This is a genomic window from Ferrimonas kyonanensis DSM 18153 (assembly GCF_000425405.1).
In the GTDB taxonomy this organism is placed as follows: domain Bacteria; phylum Pseudomonadota; class Gammaproteobacteria; order Enterobacterales; family Shewanellaceae; genus Ferrimonas; species Ferrimonas kyonanensis.
The window spans coordinates 1-20,703 of sequence record NZ_KE384372.1 but is presented as its reverse complement, the minus strand read 5'-3'; the positions used below and the strand labels follow the sequence as shown (position 1 = coordinate 20,703).

Sequence of the window (20,703 nt, the reverse complement as noted above, 5' to 3'; positions counted from 1 at the left end):
GAGGTAGAGATGGTGATACCGCGCTCGCGCTCTTCTGGAGCGTTATCGATAGAAGCGAAATCTTTAGCTTCACCACCGTATACTTTAGCCAGTACGTTGGTGATAGCAGCAGTCAGAGTGGTTTTACCGTGGTCAACGTGGCCGATAGTACCAACGTTAACGTGCGGTTTCGAACGTTCAAATTTTTCTTTAGACACGTCGTGTTCCTTTCAATGTTCAAAGGACTCGGAAAGACATTAATCCGAGTCTAAGTGAATTAGCCTAGTCGGCCATCGATTACAGCTTGAGCTACGTTTTGCGGTGCTTCGTTATACTCCAGGAATTCCATGGAGTAGGAAGCGCGACCTTGGGTAGCGGAACGCAGATCAGTAGCATAGCCAAACATTTCAGCCAATGGCACCTTAGCGCGGATGATTTTCAGTCCCGCAGGACCATCATCCATACCGTCGATCATACCGCGGCGACGGTTTACGTCACCTACGACATCACCCATCCAATCTTCTGGAGTGGTAATCTCTACCTTCATCATCGGCTCGAGCAGAACCGGATCGGCTTCCAGGGCACCTTTTCTGAAGCCCATGGACCCCGCGATCTTAAACGCCATTTCGTTGGAGTCAACATCGTGGAACGATCCATCGAACAGGGTGACTTTGACGTCCAGCATTTGATAGCCGGCCAGGACACCCATGTCCATCTGTTCTTTACAGCCTTTTTCCACTGCGGGGATGTATTCGCGAGGAACCGCACCACCCACAATTTCGTTGACGAACTCAAAGCCTTCGCCCGTTTCGTTCGGCTCCATCTTCAGCCATACGTGACCGTATTGACCGCGACCGCCGGACTGACGAACGAACTTACCTTCCACTTCCACCTTAGAGCGGATAGTTTCACGGTAAGCCACCTGAGGTTTACCAACGTTGCAGTCAACGCTGAACTCACGCTTCATTCGATCAACAATGATATCAAGGTGCAGCTCACCCATACCAGAGATTAGGGTCTGGCCGGATTCTTCGTCGGATTCCACACGGAAGGACGGATCTTCGGCAGCCAGTTTGCCCAGGGCAATACCCATCTTCTCTTGGTCAACCTTAGTACGAGGCTCGACCGCGATCTGAATGACTGGCTCAGGGAACTCCATACGCTCCAGAACCACCTTGTGGTTTGGATCGCACAGGGTATCACCTGTGGTGCAATCTTTCAGACCGATTGCTGCTGCGATGTCGCCAGCGCGAACCTCTTTCAGTTCTTTACGATCGTTAGAGTGCATCTGCACGATACGACCGAACCGCTCTCGCTTCTCTTTAACAGAGTTGAAAACGGTATCGCCGGTGCTCACCACACCAGAGTAAACGCGGAAGAAAGTCAGGGTACCAACGAAAGGGTCGGTCGCAATCTTAAACGCCAACGCCGCGAACGGTTCGTTGTCGTCTGAGTGGCGCTCGACTTCGTTGTCACGCTCGTCGAGACCTTTAATGGCTGGCACGTCAATGGGGGCGGGCAGAAATTCGACCACTGCGTCCAAAACAGCCTGTACACCTTTGTTCTTAAATGCAGAACCACAGGTGGCCAGAACAATTTCGTTGTTCAGGGTACGAGTGCGCAACGCCTGCTTGATCTCCTGCTCGGACAGTTCACCCTCTTCCAGGTACTTATCCATCAGCTCGTCAGAAGCTTCTGCAGCAGCCTCGATCAGATACTCCCGCCATTCCGCGGCCTGATCGGCCAGCTCAGCAGGGATCTCATCGTAGCTAAAGGTCATGCCCTGGTCCGCTTCGTTCCAGTTAATGGCCTTCATCTTGATCAGGTCGATTACGCCTTTGAATTCGTCCTCAGCACCGATGTTCAGCTGGATAGGCACACAAGTGGCTCCCAGTCGATCACGGATTTGCTCAACAACTCGCTCAAAGTCTGCGCCGGCACGGTCCATCTTATTGACGAACACCATGCGAGGCACTTGGTATTTGTCAGCCTGACGCCATACGGTCTCAGACTGAGGTTCAACACCAGAGGAACCACAGAAAACCACCACTGCACCATCCAGCACACGCAGGGAACGCTCTACCTCGATGGTAAAGTCCACGTGTCCGGGGGTGTCGATGATGTTTACGCGATGCTCAGGGTACTGACCTTCCATACCACGCCAGAAGGTGGTGGTCGCAGCAGAGGTAATGGTGATACCACGCTCCTGCTCCTGCTCCATCCAGTCCATGGTTGCGGCGCCATCGTGTACTTCACCGATTTTGTGAGACAGTCCGGTATAAAACAGCACCCGCTCAGTGGTGGTGGTTTTACCGGCGTCAACGTGAGCGCAAATACCAATGTTGCGGTAGCGCTCTAGTGGAGTTGTACGAGCCACGATTTCTTCCTCTCACCCGGAACCAGGTTCCGGGAAAAATGCAAAACAGGCGCAGCACTTTGAGTGCTGCGCCGGCAAGCTTACCAACGGTAGTGGGCAAATGCCTTGTTGGCTTCGGCCATACGGTGAACGTCTTCACGCTTCTTAACCGCAGAACCTTTGTTGTCGGATGCGTCAAGCAGTTCACCTGCCATACGCAGAGCCATCGATTTTTCGCCACGCTTACGAGCAGCTTCCACCAACCAGCGCATGGCCAGGGTGTTACGACGGACTGGACGAACTTCAACCGGCACCTGATAGGTTGAACCACCTACACGACGAGATTTAACCTCGACGGCTGGGCGGATGTTTTCCAGTGCAGTCTCAAACATTTCGATGTGGTCTTTACCGGATTTGGCAGCAGCCGCTTCCAGTGCACCGTATACGATGCGCTCAGCAGTAGACTTTTTGCCGTCCTGCATAACCACGTTTACAAATTTAGCTAACAGCTCAGATCCGAACTTAGGATCCGGCAGAATTTTACGTTGACCTACGACGCGACGTCTTGGCATGGGAATTCTCCGATTGCTTCAGGTATATCCAAAACAGGATGTACGAAATTAAAGTTGCTTGGCCTTACTTAACGGAGAACCATTAAGACTTAGGACGCTTGGCACCGTACTTGGAACGGCCTTGGCGACGATCACTCACGCCAGCGGTATCCAGAGCGCCACGAACGGTGTGGTAACGCACACCTGGCAAATCTTTTACACGACCGCCACGGATCAGAACAACAGAGTGCTCTTGCAGGTTGTGACCTTCACCACCGATGTAGGAAGTCACTTCGAAGCCGTTGGTCAGGCGAACACGGCACACTTTACGCAGTGCAGAGTTCGGCTTCTTAGGGGTGGTGGTGTACACACGAGTACATACACCACGTTTTTGTGGACACGCTTCCAGAGCCGGAACGTTAGTCTTTACGACTTTCGATTGGCGAGGCTTGCGTACCAACTGGTTAACAGTAGCCATTGATTACTCCAATTGATGTTTACTACTCATTTTCAGGTGCGAAAAATCGATCCCAAAAAAGGGGACGCGGAATTTTAAGCACCTAGTGAGCGGGTGTCAAGATTTAGCCAATGTGTTTGGCCTTTCACAGCAAAATAAATCCTGTCTGCGGCCCACATTCAGCATGAACAAAGTTTCTACGCTCTCTACCCGCCACACAAAACAACAAAGGGGCGCCGAAGCGCCCCTTTTCGTACCTTCAACTAAGAGGCTTAGTCGTCCGCTGCATTCAGCAGGTCAGCCAGGTTCTGCTCCGCTTCGGAAGCAGTGACCACCGGAGCCACCGGCTCCTCTTTGGCGTTACGCTGCTCGTGGTAAGCATAGCCCGTACCCGCAGGAATCAAACGACCCACGATCACGTTCTCTTTCAGACCACGGAGGTCGTCTTGCTTGCCACTTACCGCCGCTTCGGTCAGTACTCGAGTGGTTTCCTGGAAGGAAGCCGCAGAGATGAACGATTCGGTGGCCAGCGAGGCCTTGGTGATACCCAACAGCTCCAGCTCGAAGGTGGCCGGCTGCTTGCCTTCGGCCAGCAGTTCGCGGTTAATGATGTTAACCCGGGCCACTTCAGCCTGTTCGCCTTCCAGCAGATCGGAATCGCCAGCGCTGGAGATGATGCACTTACGCAGCATCTGGCGAATGATCACCTCGATGTGCTTATCGTTAATCTTCACGCCCTGCAGACGATACACTTCCTGAACTTCGTTGACGATGTAGTTGGCAACGGCACGGACACCACGCAGACGCAGAATGTCGTGCGGTGCTTCCGGACCATCGGCGATCACTTCGCCGCGCTCCACTTTTTCACCTTCAAACACGTTCAGGTTACGCCACTTAGGAATCATCTCTTCGTATGGCTTGGCACCATCGTGAGGAGTGATCACCAGGCGACGCTTGCCTTTGGTTTCTTTACCGAAGGAGATGGTACCGGTAATTTCAGCCAGAATCGCAGGCTCTTTCGGCTTACGGGCTTCAAACAGGTCGGCCACTCGTGGCAGACCACCGGTAATATCCTTGGTACCGCCGGATTCCTGAGGAATACGGGCCAGGGCATCACCCACGTTAACCGGAGAGCCATCTTCCACACCAACAATCGCTTTGCCGGACAGGAAGTACTGGGCCGCAACTTCGGTACCCGGGATCAGGATGTCGTTGCCAGAAGCATCGAGCAGCTTAACCGCTGGACGCATCTCTTTACCGGCACTGGTACGCTCGTTCGGATCCAGGATCTCGATACGGCTCAGACCGGTCAGCTCATCGGTTTCCCGCTTCATGGTCACGCCGTCGATCATGTCAACGAACTTAATCTGACCTTCCGCTTCGGTGATGATTGGGTGCGTGTGCGGATCCCAGTTAGCGATGATGTCACCGGCGGCAACCGCCTGATCTTCACCTTTCTCCAGAACGGCACCGTAAGGCAGTTTGTAACGCTCTTTCTCACGACCCAGGTCATCGATGATCGCCAGTTCGGTTGAACGGGAGGTCACCACGATCTTGCCTTCGGAGTTGGTTACGAACTTGGCGTTGTGCAGCTTGATGCTACCCGCGTTCTTCACCTGTACGTTGGATTCGGCAGACGCACGCGATGCCGCACCACCAATGTGGAAGGTACGCATGGTCAGCTGGGTACCCGGCTCACCAATAGACTGAGCGGCAACCACACCAATGGCCTCACCCTTACCAACGATGTGGCCACGGGCCAGATCGCGACCGTAACAGTGGGCACAAACGCCGAAGTCGGTCTCACAGGTAATCACGGAGCGTACCAGTACTTCGTCCACCGAGAACTCTTCGAGGATGTCACACATCTTCTCGTCGAGCAGGGTGTTACGAGGCAGCAGCACTTCGTCTTCGGTGCCTGGCTTGATCACGTCCTTGGCGATGACTCGACCCAGTACGCGCTCACGCAGCGGCTCAACCACATCACCGCCTTCAATCAGCGGCTTAACGGTCAGACCCTCTTCGGAACCACAGTCGCTCTCGATGATCACCAGATCCTGGGCCACATCCACCAGACGACGAGTCAGGTAACCGGAGTTCGCGGTCTTCAGTGCGGTATCCGCCAGACCTTTACGAGCACCGTGAGAGGAGATGAAGTAATCCGCTACCGACAGACCCTCTTTAAAGTTCACTTTAATCGGGGTTTCGATAATGGAGCCATCCGGCTTAGCCATCAGGCCTCGCATACCGGCCAGCTGACGAATCTGCGCCGCACTACCACGAGCGCCGGAGTCGGCCATCATGTAAATGCTGTTGAAGGAGCCCTGCTCTTCCTCTTCGCCATCACGGTTGACAACGGTTTCGGTCTTCAGGTTTTCCATCATCGCCTTGGAGACTTTCTCGTTGGCGCTGGCCCAGATGTCGATTACTTTGTTGTAACGCTCACCTGCGGTTACCAGACCTGCCTGGAACTGTTCCTGAATTTCAGTCACTTCCTCTTCGGCAGATTCGATAATGGTCTTCTTGGCTTCTGGGATCACCATGTCGTTGATACCTACGGAGGTACCGGACAGGGTGGCGTAGTGGAAACCGGTGTACATCAGCTGGTCAGCAAAGATGACGGTCGGCTTCAGGCCCAGAATACGGTAGCAGCTGTTCAGAACACCGGAGATCTGCTTTTTGCCCATATCTTTGTTGATGTGGTCAAAAGACATACCGTGCGGCAGGATCATGGACAGAATGGCACGACCAACGGTGGTATCGATGATCTTGCTCTCTTCTTTGATCTCACCGTCTTCGGTCTTGTAGGAATCCTGGATTCGTACTTTCACTCGAGCGTGCAGTGCTGCCGTCTTGGTGCGGTAGGCTTTCTCGGCTTCCTCAACGGAAGCAAACACCATACCTTCACCCTTGTCGTTGATCTTCTCACGGGTCATGTAGTACAGACCCAGTACCACGTCCTGAGACGGTACGATGATAGGATCACCGGAAGCAGGTGACAGGATGTTGTTGGTGGACATCATCAGGGCACGAGCTTCAAGCTGAGCTTCCAGAGTCAGCGGTACGTGTACCGCCATCTGGTCACCATCGAAGTCAGCGTTGTACGCCGCACAGACCAGAGGGTGCAGCTGAATCGCCTTACCTTCAATCAGTACAGGTTCAAACGCCTGGATACCCAGACGGTGCAGAGTAGGTGCACGGTTCAGCAGTACCGGGTGCTCACGAATCACTTCATCGAGAACGTCCCATACTTCTGGAACTTCACGCTCAACCATCTTCTTGGCGGCTTTGATGGTGGTGGCCAGGCCACGACCTTCCAGCTTGCCGTAGATGAAGGGCTTGAACAGCTCCAGTGCCATCTTCTTAGGCAGACCACACTGGTGCAGGCGCAGAGTCGGACCTACGGTAATTACCGAACGGCCGGAGTAATCCACACGCTTACCCAGAAGGTTCTGACGGAAACGACCCTGCTTACCCTTGATCATGTCGGCCAGGGACTTCAGAGGACGCTTGTTAGAACCGGTAATGGCACGACCGCGACGACCGTTATCCAGCAGCGCATCTACAGATTCCTGCAGCATACGCTTTTCGTTGCGGACAATGATGTCGGGAGCAGCCAGGTCCAGCAGACGCTTCAGACGGTTGTTACGGTTAATCACACGACGGTACAGATCGTTCAGATCCGAGGTCGCGAAACGGCCGCCGTCCAGCGGTACCAGAGGACGCAGATCCGGTGGCAGAACTGGCAGAACCGCCAGAATCATCCACTCCGGCTTGTTGCCGGACTGGTGGAAGGCTTCCATCAGCTTCAAACGCTTGGTCAGCTTCTTGCGCTTGGTTTCGGAGTTGGTTTGAGGCAACTCTTCACGCATTTCGTTGATTTCGGCTTCCAGATCGATGGCGCGCAGCAGTTCAAGAATCGCTTCGGCACCCATGCGGGCGTCGAACTCATCGCCGTGCTCTTCCAGGGCATCCAGGTACTCCTCTTCGGTCAGCATCTGACCTTTTTCCAGAGAAGTCATGCCGGTTTCGATCACTACGTAGCTTTCGAAGTACAGCACGCGCTCGATGTCACGCAGAGTCATGTCCAGCAGCAAACCGATGCGGGACGGCAGTGATTTCAGGAACCAGATGTGGGCAACCGGGCTGGCCAGCTCGATGTGGCCCATACGCTCACGGCGTACCTTGGTCTGAGTTACCTCAACACCACATTTTTCACAGATAACACCACGGTGCTTCAGGCGCTTGTACTTACCGCACAAACACTCGTAGTCTTTTACCGGGCCGAAGATACGCGCACAGAACAGGCCGTCGCGCTCAGGCTTGAAGGTACGGTAGTTAATGGTTTCCGGCTTCTTAACTTCACCGAAAGACCAAGAACGGATCATGTCCGGGGACGCCAGACCGATCTTGATACCGTTAAACTCTTCAGACTTGTTCTGCTTCTTCAGAAACTGGAGTAAGTCTTTCACGTTCATCTCCTAGTGGAGGTTTAACTTCGGTGCCCCGCCCGCAGGCGGAGCACACTTAAGTTCCGCGTCAGCGGATGGCTTATTCCTGGTCCAGCTCGATGTTGATACCGAGGGACTTGATCTCTTTCAACAGTACGTTGAAGGATTCAGGCATACCAGGCTGCATGGAGTGGTTACCGTCAACGATGTTCTTATACATCTGGGTACGACCGTTCACGTCATCCGACTTCACAGTCAACATCTCCTGCAGAGTGTAAGCGGCACCGTATGCTTCCAGTGCCCACACTTCCATCTCACCGAATCGCTGACCACCGAACTGAGCCTTACCACCCAGCGGCTGCTGAGTAACCAGGCTGTAAGAACCGGTGGAACGAGCGTGCATCTTGTCATCAACCAGGTGGTTCAGCTTCAGCATGTACATGTAACCCACGGTTACAGGACGCTCGAAGGAGTCACCGGTACGACCGTCATACAGGGTGATCTGACCGGAGTTCGGCAAGTCAGCCAGGGCCAGCAGGTCCTTAACTTCGGCTTCCTTAGCACCATCGAATACCGGCGTGGCGATTGGCATACCGCCCTGCAGGTTCTTCGCCAGACGAATCACTTCTTCGTCGGTAAAGGTGTTCAGGTCAACCACTTGCTGAGTCTCGCCCAGGTCGTACGCCTGCTGCATGAAGTCACGCAGTTCGGCCACGGCCTTCTGCTGCTCCATCATGGCGGTGATCTTGGTACCGATACCACGCGCTGCCGCACCCAGGTGAACTTCCAGAATCTGACCGATGTTCATACGCGATGGTACACCCAGCGGGTTCAGTACGATGTCTACCGGAGTACCGGTTTCGTCGTGTGGCATGTCTTCAACAGGCACAATGGTGGAAATTACACCCTTGTTACCGTGACGACCGGCCATCTTATCACCAGGCTGAATGCGACGCTTAACGGCCAGGTACACCTTAACGATCTTCAGAACGCCAGGCGCCAGATCATCACCCTGGGTGATCTTACGACGCTTGATTTCGAACTTCTTATCGAATTCGGCGCGCAGCTCTTCGTGCTGCTCGGCCAATTGCTCCAGCTGAGTCTGCTTGGCTTCGTCATCCAGAGGCAGTTCCAGCCACTTGGCGCGATCCATCTTCTCCAGCTGAGCTTCGGTCATGCCGGAGTTCAGCAGCAGGTTGCGGGCACGGTCGAAGACGCCATTTTCCAGGATGCTGAACTCTTCAGTCAGATCCTTCTTGGCTTCTTTCAGCTGCATCTCTTCGATCTCGATGGCACGCTTGTCTTTTTCCACGCCGTCGCGGGTAAAGACTTGTACATCGATGACGGTACCGAACACGGAGTTAGGCACGCGCAGAGAGGAGTCCTTCACGTCGGACGCCTTCTCACCGAAGATGGCACGCAACAGCTTCTCTTCTGGAGTCAGCTGAGTTTCACCTTTCGGAGTCACCTTACCTACCAGGATGTCGCCAGGCTTCATCTCGGCGCCCACGTATACGATGCCGGACTCGTCCAGTTTGGACAGAGCGGATTCGCCTACGTTAGGAATATCGGCGGTGATCTCCTCGGAGCCCAGCTTGGTGTCACGAGCAATACAGGACAGTTCCTGAATGTGAATGGTGGTCAGGCGATCTTCCTGAACCACACGCTCGGACAGCAGGATGGAATCCTCAAAGTTGTAACCGTTCCAGGTCATGAACGCGACACGCAGGTTCTGACCCAGAGCCAGATCACCCAGGTCGGTGGACGGGCCATCGGCCAGTACGTCACCACGGGTCACCGGCTCACCAACGTTACAGATAGGACGCTGGTTGATGCAGGTGTTCTGGTTAGAACGGGTGTATTTGGTCAGGTTGTAGATGTCGATACCGGCTTCGCCTGGTACCAGCTCATCTTCATTCACCTTGATCACGATGCGGCCGGCATCGACGTAGTCCACTACGCCGCCACGCTTGGCCACTTCAGTTACACCGGAGTCGATGGCTACGTTGCGCTCCATGCCGGTACCAACCAGAGGCTTGTCGGCCTTCAGAGTCGGAACGGCCTGACGCTGCATGTTCGCACCCATCAAGGCGCGGTTAGCATCATCGTGCTCCAGGAATGGAATCAGTGACGCCGCCACAGAAACGATCTGCTGCGGAGAAATATCCATGTACTGAATCTGATCGGCACTCTGGAAACCGGACTCGCCCTTGTGACGGCTGGCGATCAGCTCGTCCTGAGGCAGACGGTTGTTTTCGTCCAGGGTGGCGTTCGCCTGTGCAATGATGAAGTTACCTTCTTCAATGGCAGACAGGTAATCGATCTCTTCGGTAGCCACACCGTCAACGACGCGACGGTAAGGAGTCTCCAGGAAGCCGTACTCGTTGGTACGAGAGTAGCTCGCCAGGGAGTTGATCAGACCAATGTTTGGACCTTCAGGGGTCTCAATCGGACACAGACGGCCGTAGTGAGTCGGGTGTACGTCTCGAACTTCGAAACCGGCACGCTCACGAGTCAGACCACCAGGACCCAGGGCTGAGATACGACGCTTGTGGGTCACCTCAGACAACGGGTTGTTCTGGTCCATAAACTGGGACAGCTGCGAGGAACCGAAGAACTCTTTCACCGCCGCCGAAATTGGCTTGGCGTTGATCAGGTCCTGAGGCATCAGGCTGTCCAGATCACCCAGAGACAGACGCTCACGTACGGCACGCTCAACCCGGACCAGACCGACACGGAACTGGTTCTCGGCCATTTCGCCTACAGAACGGATACGACGGTTACCCAGGTGATCGATGTCATCAACTTCGTCCAGGCCGTTACGGATCTCAATGATCTTCTTCATAACGGTGACGATGTCGTCTTTGTCCAGGATGCCGGCGCCGGTGGACTCTTGACGGCCCAGGCGACGGTTGAACTTCATGCGACCAACAGTAGACAGATCGTAGCGCTCTTCGGAGAAGAACAGGTTCTGGAACAGGGCTTCCGCCGCGTCACGTGTTGGTGGCTCACCCGGGCGCATCATGCGGTAGATCTCAACCAGAGCTTCCATACGCTCTTGGGCGGAATCCACTTTCAGGGTGGTGGAGATGTAAGCACCGTGGTCCAGGTCATTGGTGTACAGAGTCTTGAATGACTTGATACCAGACTGGGACAGCTTGGCCACGTCTTCCAGGCTCATCTCCTGGTTAGCGGCAACCAGCAATTCGCCGGTAGCTTCATCGACGTAATCTTTATCGACAGTCTTGCCTACCAGGTACTCAACTGGCACTTCCAGTTCAGTCTGGCCGGCTTTGTCCATGGCGCGGATATGACGGGCAGTCACACGACGGCCGGTTTCAACCACGACGTTACCTTCGGCATCTTTGATGTCGAAAACGGCGGTTTCACCACGCAGGCGCTCTGGAACCAGAGCCATAACCAGCTTGTCCTTCTTGATGGTGAATTCCACCTTCTCGAAGAACATCTCCAGCATCTCTTCGGTGCTGTAGCCCAGCGCACGAAGCATGATGGTAGCTGGCAGCTTACGACGACGGTCGATACGAACAAACAGGTTGTCCTTTGGATCGAACTCGAAGTCCAGCCAGGAGCCGCGGTAAGGGATAACACGAGCGTTATAAAGAACTTTACCGGAAGAGTGCGTCTTACCACGGTCGTGGTCGAAGAACACACCCGGGCTACGGTGCAACTGGGAAACGATCACACGCTCAGTACCGTTAACGACGAAGGTGCCGTTTTCGGTCATCAGCGGAATGTCGCCCATGTACACTTCTTGCTCTTTGATGTCTTTAACGGCACCGCCGTTCTCTTTGTCCATCAGAACAAGACGCAGCTTTACTCGCAGAGGTGCGGAGTAGGTAATGCCACGAATCTGGCACTCTTTAACGTCAAATACAGGCTCGCCCAGCTTGTAACTTACGTACTGCAGCTCGGAATAACCGGAGAAGCTTTTGATCGGGAAGACACTGCGGAAAGCCGCTTCCAGACCACGCTCACCCTCGGCATCCTGCTCCAGGAAGTTTTGGAACGAGTCCAGCTGGATCGACAGCAGGTAAGGGATGTCCAGTACTTTTGGACGCTTACCAAAGTCCTTGCGGATGCGTTTTTTTTGAAAATCGGAGTAAACCATTTGGTTCCTCTTCTCGCTCTATGGTGACCCATCTGAGCCCACTCGACTTGCAACACGCCACTCTCGGGGTGCAAGAACCCAACCAGTAATCTCTGTCAGGTCCGCGATCCTATGATCGGCGACAAACGGTGGGAAGTTTGTCAGCGCTTTTTATAGCGCAAAAAGGCCGGTGGTTAAAAAACCACCAGCCTTACCTAAGCCGAAGCTTAGGCTCGTAAGCTATAGGATAGCTTACTTGATCTCAACAGAACAACCGGCTTCTTCCAGTTGAGCTTTCAGACCTTCTGCTTCTTCTTTAGAAACAGCTTCTTTAACTGCTACTGGAGCAGCTTCAACCATGGCTTTGGCTTCTTTCAGGCCCAGGCCGGTTGCGCCGCGAACAGCTTTAATAGCACCAACTTTGTTAGCGCCAGCGCCGGTCAGCATTACGTCAAATTCGGTTTGCTCTTCAGCAGCAGCAGCTTCGCCGCCACCAGCAACTACTGCAGCAGCAGCAGAAACGCCGAACTTTTCTTCCATAGCTTCGATCAGCTCAACAACGTCCATTACGGACATTTCAGCTACGGCTTCGATGATTTGGTCTTTAGTGATAGACATTACTAACAATCCTAATAAATTAGTTTAAAAAGTTTAAGCAGCGAGCCGAATTAGGCAGCTTGCTCTTCTTTTTGAGTACGCAGAGCAGCCAGAGTACGAACCAGCTTGCCAGCAGATGCTTCCTTCATGGTCATCATCAGCTGTGCAATTGCTTCGTCGTAAGTTGGCAGCTTCGCCAGACGGTCAATTTGCTCGGCAGGGATCAGTTCCCCTTCGTAAGCTAGTGCTTTAACTTCGAACGCTTCTTCTGACTTAGCGAAGTCTTTAAACAGACGCGCTGCAGCACCTGGGTGCTCAGTAGAGAATGCGATCAGAGTTGGACCACTGAATGCGTCGGTCAGGCACTCGAAAGGAGTACCTTCAACAGCACGCTTGGCCAGGGTGTTACGCACAACGCGCATAACAACACCAGCTTCACGAGCTTCTTTACGCAGAGCAGTCATGCTGCCTACGGTAACGCCGCGAGAATCGGCAACTACAGCAGACAGAGCACCGTTGGCAGCTTCGTTGACCTCAGCGACAATTGCTTTCTTGTCTTCGAGTCCTAATGCCATTGGCTTTTACTCCTGGATTCCACCTAGGCTGTGACACCTAGAAATTAACAACCCCATCTCTGGGGAGCGATACGGTGGTAAGGTTCCAGAAGATTAAAAATCTTCTTAGGTCCTGTGACACCGTCTACGTAGGGAATTAAGCCTCGCGGCACCTACGGTCTTGGACGAAAGCCAGTAAACTGGCTTCGACCTATAGGGCGCAGAATTATACGGATAATTATGCGCCCTGTAAACTTAAGCGGTCTGAGTTTCCAGAGACGCCTGGTCTACGGTAACACCCGCACCCATGGTAGTAGACACAGCTACTTTCTGGATGTACTGACCTTTAGCAGAAGCAGGCTTGGCCTTCTTCAGAGCGATCAGCAGGCTTTCCAGGTTTTCTTTCAGCTGTTCAGCGTCGAAAGAAACCTTACCGATGGTGCTGTGGATGATGCCGTTCTTGTCGGTACGGTAGCGAACCTGACCCGCTTTAGCGTTTTTAACCGCTTCAGCAACGTTAGGAGTCACAGTACCAGTCTTAGGGTTAGGCATCAGGCCACGTGGACCCAGGATCTGACCCAGTTGACCAACAACGCGCATTGCATCCGGAGAAGCAACCACTACGTCGAAGTTCATTTCGCCTTTCTTAACCTGTGCGGCCAGCTCTTCCATACCAACGATGTCGGCACCTGCTTCTTTAGCAGCTTCGGCGTTAGCGCCTTGGGTGAACACAGCAACGCGCACTTCACGACCGGTACCGTGAGGCAGTACGGTAGCACCACGTACGTTCTGGTCGGATTTACGTGGGTCAACGCCCAGGTTTACAGCAACGTCAACGCTCTCAACGAACTTGGCAGTCGCCAGTTCTTTCAGCAGAGCAACGGCTTCGTTGATTTCGTACTCGCGAGTAGCGTCAACTTTCTCGCGGATAACGCGCATGCGCTTAGACAGTTTAGCCATCGTCTTATCCCTCAACTACCAGGCCCATGGAACGAGCAGTACCAGCAATTGAACGCTTCATAGCTTCAATATCGGCACCAGTCATATCAGCAGCCTTGGTCTCAGCAATCTCTTGCAGCTGAGCGTCGGTTACTGTACCTACCTTCTCGGTGTTCGGACGACCGGAACCGGACTTCAGGCCAGCAGCTTTCAGCAGCAGAACTGCAGCTGGTGGAGTCTTGGTTACGAAGGTGAAGGAACGATCTGCGTATACAGTGATAACAACAGGAATCGGCAGACCTTTCTCTACCTTTTCAGTACGGGCGTTGAACGCCTTACAGAATTCCATGATGTTCACACCGTGTTGACCCAGAGCTGGACCTACTGGTGGTGACGGATTCGCAGCACCGGCTGCTACTTGCAGCTTGATGTAAGCTGTAACTTTCTTAGCCATTTTCTATACCTCATTTGGGTTCTAGCGTCAGGTTCACTGACTCCCCGTGAAAAAGGGGCAGCGGATTATATACAAATACGCGGCCCCTCAACAAATTTTTTTGTCGAATTTCTGATCAGGACTTTTCGACCTGAGAGAAATCGAGCTCTACCGGAGTGGAACGACCGAAGATCAGCACCGACACTTTCACTCGGCTCTTCTCGTAATCCACCTCTTCAACGGTGCCGTTGAAGTCAGCAAACGGACCGTCATTGACCCGTACCACTTCGCCCGGCTCAAACAGAGTGCGCGGACGTGGAGACTCGGTGGACTCCTGCAGACGGTTCAGAATGGCGTTCGCTTCCTTCTCGGTAATTGGAGCCGGACGGTCTGAGGTGCCGCCGATGAAGCCCATTACACGTGGTGTGTTACGCACCAGGTGCCAGGAAGCGTCATTCATCTCCATTTGAACCAACACGTAGCCTGGGAAGAACTTGCGCTCACTCTTACGACGTTGGCCAGCACGCATCTCAACCACCTCTTCGGTCGGTACCAGTACCTCACCAAACAGATCTTCCATACCGTGCATTTTGATATGCTCTAACAGAGTCTTGGCCACACGTGACTCAAAACCAGAGAAAGCCTGCACCACGTACCAGCGCATGTTTTGTTCTTCAGACATGTATTAAACCCCAGTGATAAAGCCGACCAAACGAACCAAGATCGCATCCAGGCCCCACAGCACCAACGCCAGAATTGCGGTAACCGCAAAAACAATCAACGTGGTCTGCATGGTTTCCTGACGGGTTGGCCATACAACCTTACGAACTTCCTGGCGAGCATCCTGAGCAAATTCCCAGGCTGTCTTGCCTTTAACTGTCGTGGCTGCGATGCCCAGGCCCGCTGCGATCGCAACGACAACACCAATGGCACGAACCAAAACAGAGACACTATCAAAATAGTAGTTTCCGACAACGGCGGCCAGTAAAACCAGCACGACCACACCCCATTTCAGGGTATCCAAGGAGCCACCTTGATTTTCAATATTGGTACTCATTACAACAATCCCGTCTACCAGTGAACTATCCAAAGTTCGCCGTTGTTGCGATGACAGCCTGCCAGAGTATGGATCCACTGACCGCTGGGTGAGCTACCACACCCCGGCTACCACCGTTAAAAAAGCAGCCCTAGATTCTATTCATTCTGCATAGCGCTTACAAGCCACACAGCCAGACAAATGCAAAAAGGGCGCCTTTAGGCGCCCTTTTTTAGCTGAGAGCAGAGTTTTACTCTACGATCTTAGCCACAACACCCGCACCAACGGTACGGCCACCTTCACGGATAGCGAAGCGCAGGCCTTCGTCCATCGCGATTGGGCAGATCAGAGTAACAACCATCTTGATGTTGTCACCTGGCATTACCATCTCAACGCCTTCTGGCAGCTCGATGGTACCGGTTACGTCAGTTGTACGGAAGTAGAACTGAGGACGGTAGCCTTTGAAGAATGGAGTGTGACGACCGCCTTCATCTTTAGACAGTACGTATACTTCAGACTCGAAAGTAGTGTGTGGGTTGATGGAACCAGGCTTAGCCAGTACCTGACCACGCTGTACTTCGTCACGCTTGGTACCACGCAGCAGAACACCACAGTTCTCACCGGCACGACCTTCGTCCAGCAGCTTGCGGAACATTTCAACACCGGTACAAGTAGTCTTGGTGGTATCTTGGATACCAACGATTTCTACTTCTTCACCAACTTTGATGATACCGCGCTCTACACGACCGGTAACTACGGTACCACGACCGGAGATGGAGAATACGTCTTCGATAGGCAGAATGAAGTCACCGTCGATAGCACGCTCTGGCTCTGGGATGTAAGTATCCAGGGCTTCGGCCAGCTCAACGATCTTGTCTTCCCACTCTTTCTCGCCTTCCAGAGCTTTCAGAGCAGAACCCTGAATTACTGGCAGGTCATCACCTGGGAATTCGTACTCAGACAGCAGTTCACGAACTTCCATCTCTACCAGTTCCAGCAGCTCTTCGTCATCAACCATGTCACACTTGTTCATGAATACGATGATGAAAGGTACACCTACCTGACGAGACAGCAGGATGTGCTCACGAGTCTGTGGCATTGGGCCATCAGTCGCAGCAACAACCAGGATTGCGCCGTCCATCTGAGCAGCACCGGTGATCATGTTTTTAACGTAATCAGCGTGTCCTGGGCAGTCAACGTGAGCGTAGTGACGAGTAGGAGTATCGTACTCTACGTGAGAGGTAGAGATGGTGATACCGCGCTCGCGCTCTTCTGGAGCGTTATCGATAGAAGCGAAATCTTTAGCTTCACCACCGTATACTTTAGCCAGTACATTAGTGATAGCTGCGGTCAGAGTGGTTTTACCGTGGTCAACGTGGCCAATGGTACCAACGTTAACGTGCGGTTTCGAACGCTCAAATTTTTCTTTAGACATGACAGTGCCTCAATCCAAACAAGGTGGTGGTTTTCCACGTTTGACGATAGATACTCGTGAAAGAGTATGAGTATAAACAAGGATTGACGCAGCGTGAAGAGAGGAAAGAAATGGTGCTGATACCCAGAGTTGAACTGGGGACCTCACCCTTACCAAGGGTGCGCTCTACCAACTGAGCTATATCAGCAAATTTCTTGGAGCGGGCAGCGGGAATCGAACCCGCATCATCAGCTTGGAAGGCTGAGGTAATAGCCATTATACGATGCCCGCTAAAAACTATCTTCAGGCTACCTCGAACCGAGAAAAAATGGTGGAGGGGGAAGGATTCGAACCTTCGAAGGCGGAGCCGTCAGATTTACAGTCTGATCCCTTTGGCCACTCGGGAACCCCTCCACGAGCCAAACAAAACAATGGTGCCGACTGCCGGAATCGAACTGGCGACCTACTGATTACAAGTCAGTTGCTCTACCTACTGAGCTAAGTCGGCATTGCTTTGTGCGGAGCGCATAATAGGAAATTGGCTCAGACAGTGCAAGCCCATTTTTAAAAAAAGCAGTGTAATCGTTTCGATTGGCTGAGAAATAGTCTTATTGCTGCCTCATTGGGCAATCGCACCTCCAGCGCATCCGGTACTGTACCTTTACAGGTCGATGGTGTAGTTTTGCCAACGCACGTAAGGAGTTCATATGCCTGCAAATCCATCTACAACACAGGATGCCTACCTGGAGTTCACCCGGCAACAATGGGCCGCATTGCGCGATGCTGTGCCGCTGCCATTAAGCCTGGGCGAACTGGAAAAGTTAAAAGGCATCAATGAGGACATCTCTCTGCAAGAGGTAGAGACGGTGTACCTGCCCCTGTCCAGGCTATTGAACCTTTATGTGTACGCCAACCAGCGCCGCGGTAAAGTCGTTGAAGAGTTTCTGGGAAAGAAGCCGGAAAAAGGCCCCTACATTATTAGTGTGGCCGGGTCGGTAGCCGTCGGCAAAAGCACCACCGCCCGTCTGTTGCAGGCCCTGCTGCAGCGTTGGCCAGAACACCCCAAGGTGGAGCTGGTGACCACCGACGGCTTCCTTTACCCCCTGAAGGAGTTGACCAAACGGCAACTGCTGAGCAAAAAGGGCTTTCCCCAGAGTTACGACGGTAAGATGCTGCTGGACTTCGTTAAGGACATCAAGTCCGGCAAAGAAGAGGTCAAGGCGCCGATCTACTCTCACCTGGAGTACGACCGGTTAACCGATCAGCACCACATCATTCGTAAACCGGACATTCTGATTCTGGAAGGGCTGAATGTACTGCAGACCGCCCATGACTACCCAGACTCAGGCAACCGCTTGTTCGTATCTGACTTCGTCGACTTTTCTATCTACGTCGACGCGCACCATGATCTGCTCAAACGCTGGTACATCGAACGCTTTAACAGCTTTAGAAACGGCGCCTTTACCGATCCCAACTCCTATTTCCACCACTACTCTAAGTTGTCGGAAAGCGAGTCCAGCAAAACTGCCAGTAAGATCTGGGACGACATCAACGGCCCCAACCTAGTCAGCAACATTCAGCCCACCCGCAGTCGAGCCAACCTGATTCTAACCAAAGGCGAGGATCACCACGTCGATCGCGTCTGGATGCGCCGCTGATTCCTCAAACCGTCGGCCTGAGGCTTACTTCACCACTGTTGTAACTCTTCAGGCCCTCGCTTGACTCGAGCAACAATGCCCCCTGCTCGTCAATGCCCACTGCCCGACCACTAATGACCCGCTCCCCAAGGTGAATGTTCACCTCGCGATCCCAGAACAGGTCATATTTCTGCCATCGGGGTAAGAACCCTGCCAGGCCCTCGGCTTCAAACTGTCGCAAACCGGCTTGCAAATGCGCAATGACGGCACTTGCCAGCCGGTTGCGATCCACATCGTCGCCACAGTGACTCGCCAGATCGGTCCAGGCACGATCGATGCCGGCCGCCGCCTGAGCCCCCAGTGACACGTTCATACCACACCCCAGAACCATATCCGCCGGTTCACCAAACTGGCCTCGCATCTCCACCAGAATTCCAGCCAGCTTGCTCGGCCCCACGTAGAGGTCGTTGGGCCATTTCAACCCCACACCGGCAATGCCCAGGCTCTCAAGCGCCTCCACCAGTAACACCCCCACAGCCAGGCTCAACCCGGCCGATTGCGCCACACCGTGCTCAAGCCGCCAATACATCGACAGATACAGCGAACCGGCATAGGGAGACACCCATTGGCGCCCACGCCGCCCCCGCCCTTGCGTCTGCCGTTCAGCCAGGCAGCAGTCACCGGAGTTGAGCTGGGCCACGCGGTCAAGCAGATAACTGTTGGTGGAATTCACGTCATCCAGCAGAAACACTCGACCAGAGCCGCCGTCGATGGCTTCAGCATCCAACAGAGTAATACTCCGCGCCAACCGGTACCCCTTGCCTTTCACGCTGTAGATGTCCAGCCCTAACTCTTGCAAAGCCTGGATATGGTTATTCACCGCAGTGCGGCTGATGCCCATGGCATCAGCCAGGGTAGACCCTGAGTGAAACTCGCCGTCAATCAGTCGCTGCAGCAGCTGATGGCGATTACGGTTACTCGGCATGATCCCCCCAACATTGGTTGCCACTGCGGTCCAGCAATCTCACCTCCGGAGTCAGGGTCACGCCAAAGCGAGACTCCACCTCGGCCACCACCTTAGACGCCAAACCGATCAAATCGTCGGCGGTGCCGTCGCCATAGTTAACCAACACCAGCGCCTGCTGTTCATGCACACCTACCCCTTGATGCCGGTACCCCTTCAGACCAGCCTGATCAATAAGCCAGCCTGCCGCCAACTTCATGTCACCATTTGAACCAGTGGCAAACGCTGGCATCTCCGGGTGGCGGCGCTTCAACGCCAAATAGCAGGGTTGGCTCACTACCGGGTTTTTGAAGAAGCTGCCGGCATTGCCCAACAACTTGGGATCCGGCAGCTTTTGCTTACGCACCGTCATGATGTGCTCTGCAACCACTGCGGCGGTTAAAGCCTGCCGGCTCTGCAGCGTTTTCAACGGCCCATAGCCCAATTGGGGCTGCCAGTCTCGGGACAAACGCAGACCGACACCGACAATCACCACCTTGCCTTTCAACTCGCCTTTGAAGATCGAGTCCCGGTAGCCAAACTGACAGGCCTCCGCCGCGAGTCGGCGCATCGCGCCAGTGTCGATGTCCATCACGTCGACGTAAGCGCACACCGAGGCAAACTCCACACCGTAAGCACCAATATTCTGTACCGGAGCGGCACCGGCAGTTCCTGGGATCAGTGCCAGGTTCTCGAGCCCGTGAATGCCTTCGCTCAGTGACCACATCACCGAAGTGTGCCAATCCTCTCCGGCTCCCAGGTGCACCAACACCCCCTCTTCCGTCTGCTGCAGAGAGCGCCCCATAATACGATTAATGATAATCAGGCCTTCAAACGGCTGCAGAAACACGGTATTACTGCCACTGCCCAATACCAACTTAGGAACGTCTTGGTAATCAGGGGCAAAATAGGCCTGCCTCAACTCATCGGCAGAGTGAACCTCCACCAAGGCCTTTGCGGTGCTTTGCAAGCCAAAGCTGTGGTAGGGAATAAGGCTGCAATTAGTGCGAATATCTAATGCCACTGTGTCTCCGAAGCGGTTTTACGGTCGTGCGAGGCGGCAGATAATATAGCAGTTGCCTTCAAAAATCGACGACGGCGGCGATATTTTCAGCATCAGTCAAGGCATTAGGTTAGCATCAACCTCTGTCAGGCCCCCGACTTTCCTCTCTGTTCCCTTGCGAACGC

General features: G+C 53.7%; 16 protein-coding genes and 4 tRNA genes. 1 reads left to right on the top strand and 19 read right to left on the bottom strand.

What is annotated here, in order from left to right; translation table 11 throughout:
• The 17 genes from H598_RS25315 to H598_RS0122450 all read right to left on the bottom strand — a co-directional run.
• Nucleotides 1–197: GTP-binding protein (locus tag H598_RS25315; RefSeq protein ID WP_035416481.1), on the bottom strand; the 197-nt coding region annotated here is incomplete at its 3' end.
• A gap of 59 nt (nt 198–256) precedes the next feature.
• On the bottom strand, nt 257–2,356 hold the full coding sequence (gene fusA / locus H598_RS0122525; protein WP_028115023.1) for an elongation factor G: 2,100 nt from the start codon (nt 2,354–2,356) through the stop codon (nt 257–259).
• An 80-nt stretch (nt 2,357–2,436) separates the two neighbouring features.
• On the bottom strand, nt 2,437–2,907 hold the full coding sequence (gene rpsG / locus H598_RS0122520) for a 30S ribosomal protein S7 (RefSeq protein WP_028115022.1): 471 nt from the start codon (nt 2,905–2,907) through the stop codon (nt 2,437–2,439).
• Between the two features lie 82 nt (nt 2,908–2,989).
• Nucleotides 2,990–3,364: a 30S ribosomal protein S12 gene (gene rpsL, locus H598_RS0122515; RefSeq protein ID WP_028110710.1), complete on the bottom strand. Its 375-nt coding sequence runs from the start codon at nt 3,362–3,364 to the stop codon at nt 2,990–2,992.
• 251 nt (nt 3,365–3,615) lie between these two features.
• On the bottom strand, nt 3,616–7,815 hold the full coding sequence (gene rpoC, locus H598_RS0122510; RefSeq protein WP_028115021.1) for a DNA-directed RNA polymerase subunit beta': 4,200 nt from the start codon (nt 7,813–7,815) through the stop codon (nt 3,616–3,618).
• A 79-nt stretch (nt 7,816–7,894) separates the two neighbouring features.
• Complete coding sequence (rpoB, locus tag H598_RS0122505) at nt 7,895–11,923, bottom strand: DNA-directed RNA polymerase subunit beta (protein ID WP_028115020.1); 4,029 nt, start codon at nt 11,921–11,923, stop codon at nt 7,895–7,897.
• A 231-nt stretch (nt 11,924–12,154) separates the two neighbouring features.
• The gene (rplL, locus tag H598_RS0122500; RefSeq protein ID WP_028115019.1) at nt 12,155–12,520 is read right to left on the bottom strand and encodes a 50S ribosomal protein L7/L12; all 366 of its coding nucleotides are present in this window, start codon (nt 12,518–12,520) and stop codon (nt 12,155–12,157) included.
• A gap of 50 nt (nt 12,521–12,570) precedes the next feature.
• A complete protein-coding gene (rplJ, locus tag H598_RS0122495; RefSeq protein WP_028115018.1) occupies nt 12,571–13,074 on the bottom strand; it encodes a 50S ribosomal protein L10 in 504 nt (167 codons plus the stop codon).
• 234 nt (nt 13,075–13,308) lie between these two features.
• Nucleotides 13,309–14,013, bottom strand: coding sequence for a 50S ribosomal protein L1 (gene rplA / locus H598_RS0122490; protein ID WP_028115017.1), 705 nt, complete (start codon nt 14,011–14,013; stop codon nt 13,309–13,311).
• Between the two features lie 4 nt (nt 14,014–14,017).
• Nucleotides 14,018–14,446, bottom strand: coding sequence for a 50S ribosomal protein L11 (gene rplK / locus H598_RS0122485; RefSeq protein ID WP_028115016.1), 429 nt, complete (start codon nt 14,444–14,446; stop codon nt 14,018–14,020).
• A 115-nt stretch (nt 14,447–14,561) separates the two neighbouring features.
• Nucleotides 14,562–15,107 carry a transcription termination/antitermination protein NusG gene (gene nusG, locus H598_RS0122480; RefSeq protein WP_028115015.1) on the bottom strand — a complete coding sequence of 182 codons (546 nt, stop codon included), beginning with the start codon at nt 15,105–15,107 and terminating at the stop codon, nt 14,562–14,564.
• Between the two features lie 3 nt (nt 15,108–15,110).
• Complete coding sequence (gene secE / locus H598_RS0122475) at nt 15,111–15,482, bottom strand: preprotein translocase subunit SecE (protein WP_028115014.1); 372 nt, start codon at nt 15,480–15,482, stop codon at nt 15,111–15,113.
• A gap of 229 nt (nt 15,483–15,711) precedes the next feature.
• Nucleotides 15,712–16,896, bottom strand: a complete 1,185-nt coding sequence (gene tuf, locus H598_RS0122470; protein ID WP_028115013.1) for an elongation factor Tu — start codon at nt 16,894–16,896, stop codon at nt 15,712–15,714.
• Between the two features lie 111 nt (nt 16,897–17,007).
• A tRNA-Thr gene (locus H598_RS0122465) sits at nt 17,008–17,083 on the bottom strand.
• Nucleotides 17,084–17,091: 8 nt separating this feature from the next.
• Nucleotides 17,092–17,166, bottom strand: a tRNA-Gly gene (locus H598_RS0122460).
• Nucleotides 17,167–17,204: 38 nt separating this feature from the next.
• Nucleotides 17,205–17,289: transfer RNA gene (locus H598_RS0122455), tRNA-Tyr, on the bottom strand.
• Nucleotides 17,290–17,307: 18 nt separating this feature from the next.
• A tRNA-Thr gene (locus tag H598_RS0122450) sits at nt 17,308–17,383 on the bottom strand.
• 199 nt (nt 17,384–17,582) lie between these two features.
• Between H598_RS0122450 and coaA the strand changes: the two genes are divergently transcribed.
• Complete coding sequence (gene coaA, locus H598_RS0122445) at nt 17,583–18,533, top strand: type I pantothenate kinase (RefSeq protein ID WP_028115012.1); 951 nt, start codon at nt 17,583–17,585, stop codon at nt 18,531–18,533.
• A 4-nt stretch (nt 18,534–18,537) separates the two neighbouring features.
• On the opposite strand, the gene birA is transcribed toward coaA, so the two are convergent.
• On the bottom strand, nt 18,538–19,497 hold the full coding sequence (gene birA, locus H598_RS0122440; RefSeq protein WP_028115011.1) for a bifunctional biotin--[acetyl-CoA-carboxylase] ligase/biotin operon repressor BirA: 960 nt from the start codon (nt 19,495–19,497) through the stop codon (nt 18,538–18,540).
• A complete protein-coding gene (murB, locus tag H598_RS0122435) occupies nt 19,487–20,539 on the bottom strand; it encodes a UDP-N-acetylmuramate dehydrogenase (protein WP_245595646.1) in 1,053 nt (350 codons plus the stop codon). Before murB ends, birA begins: the two co-directional genes overlap by 11 nt.
• Nucleotides 20,540–20,703: the final 164 nt, after the last annotated feature.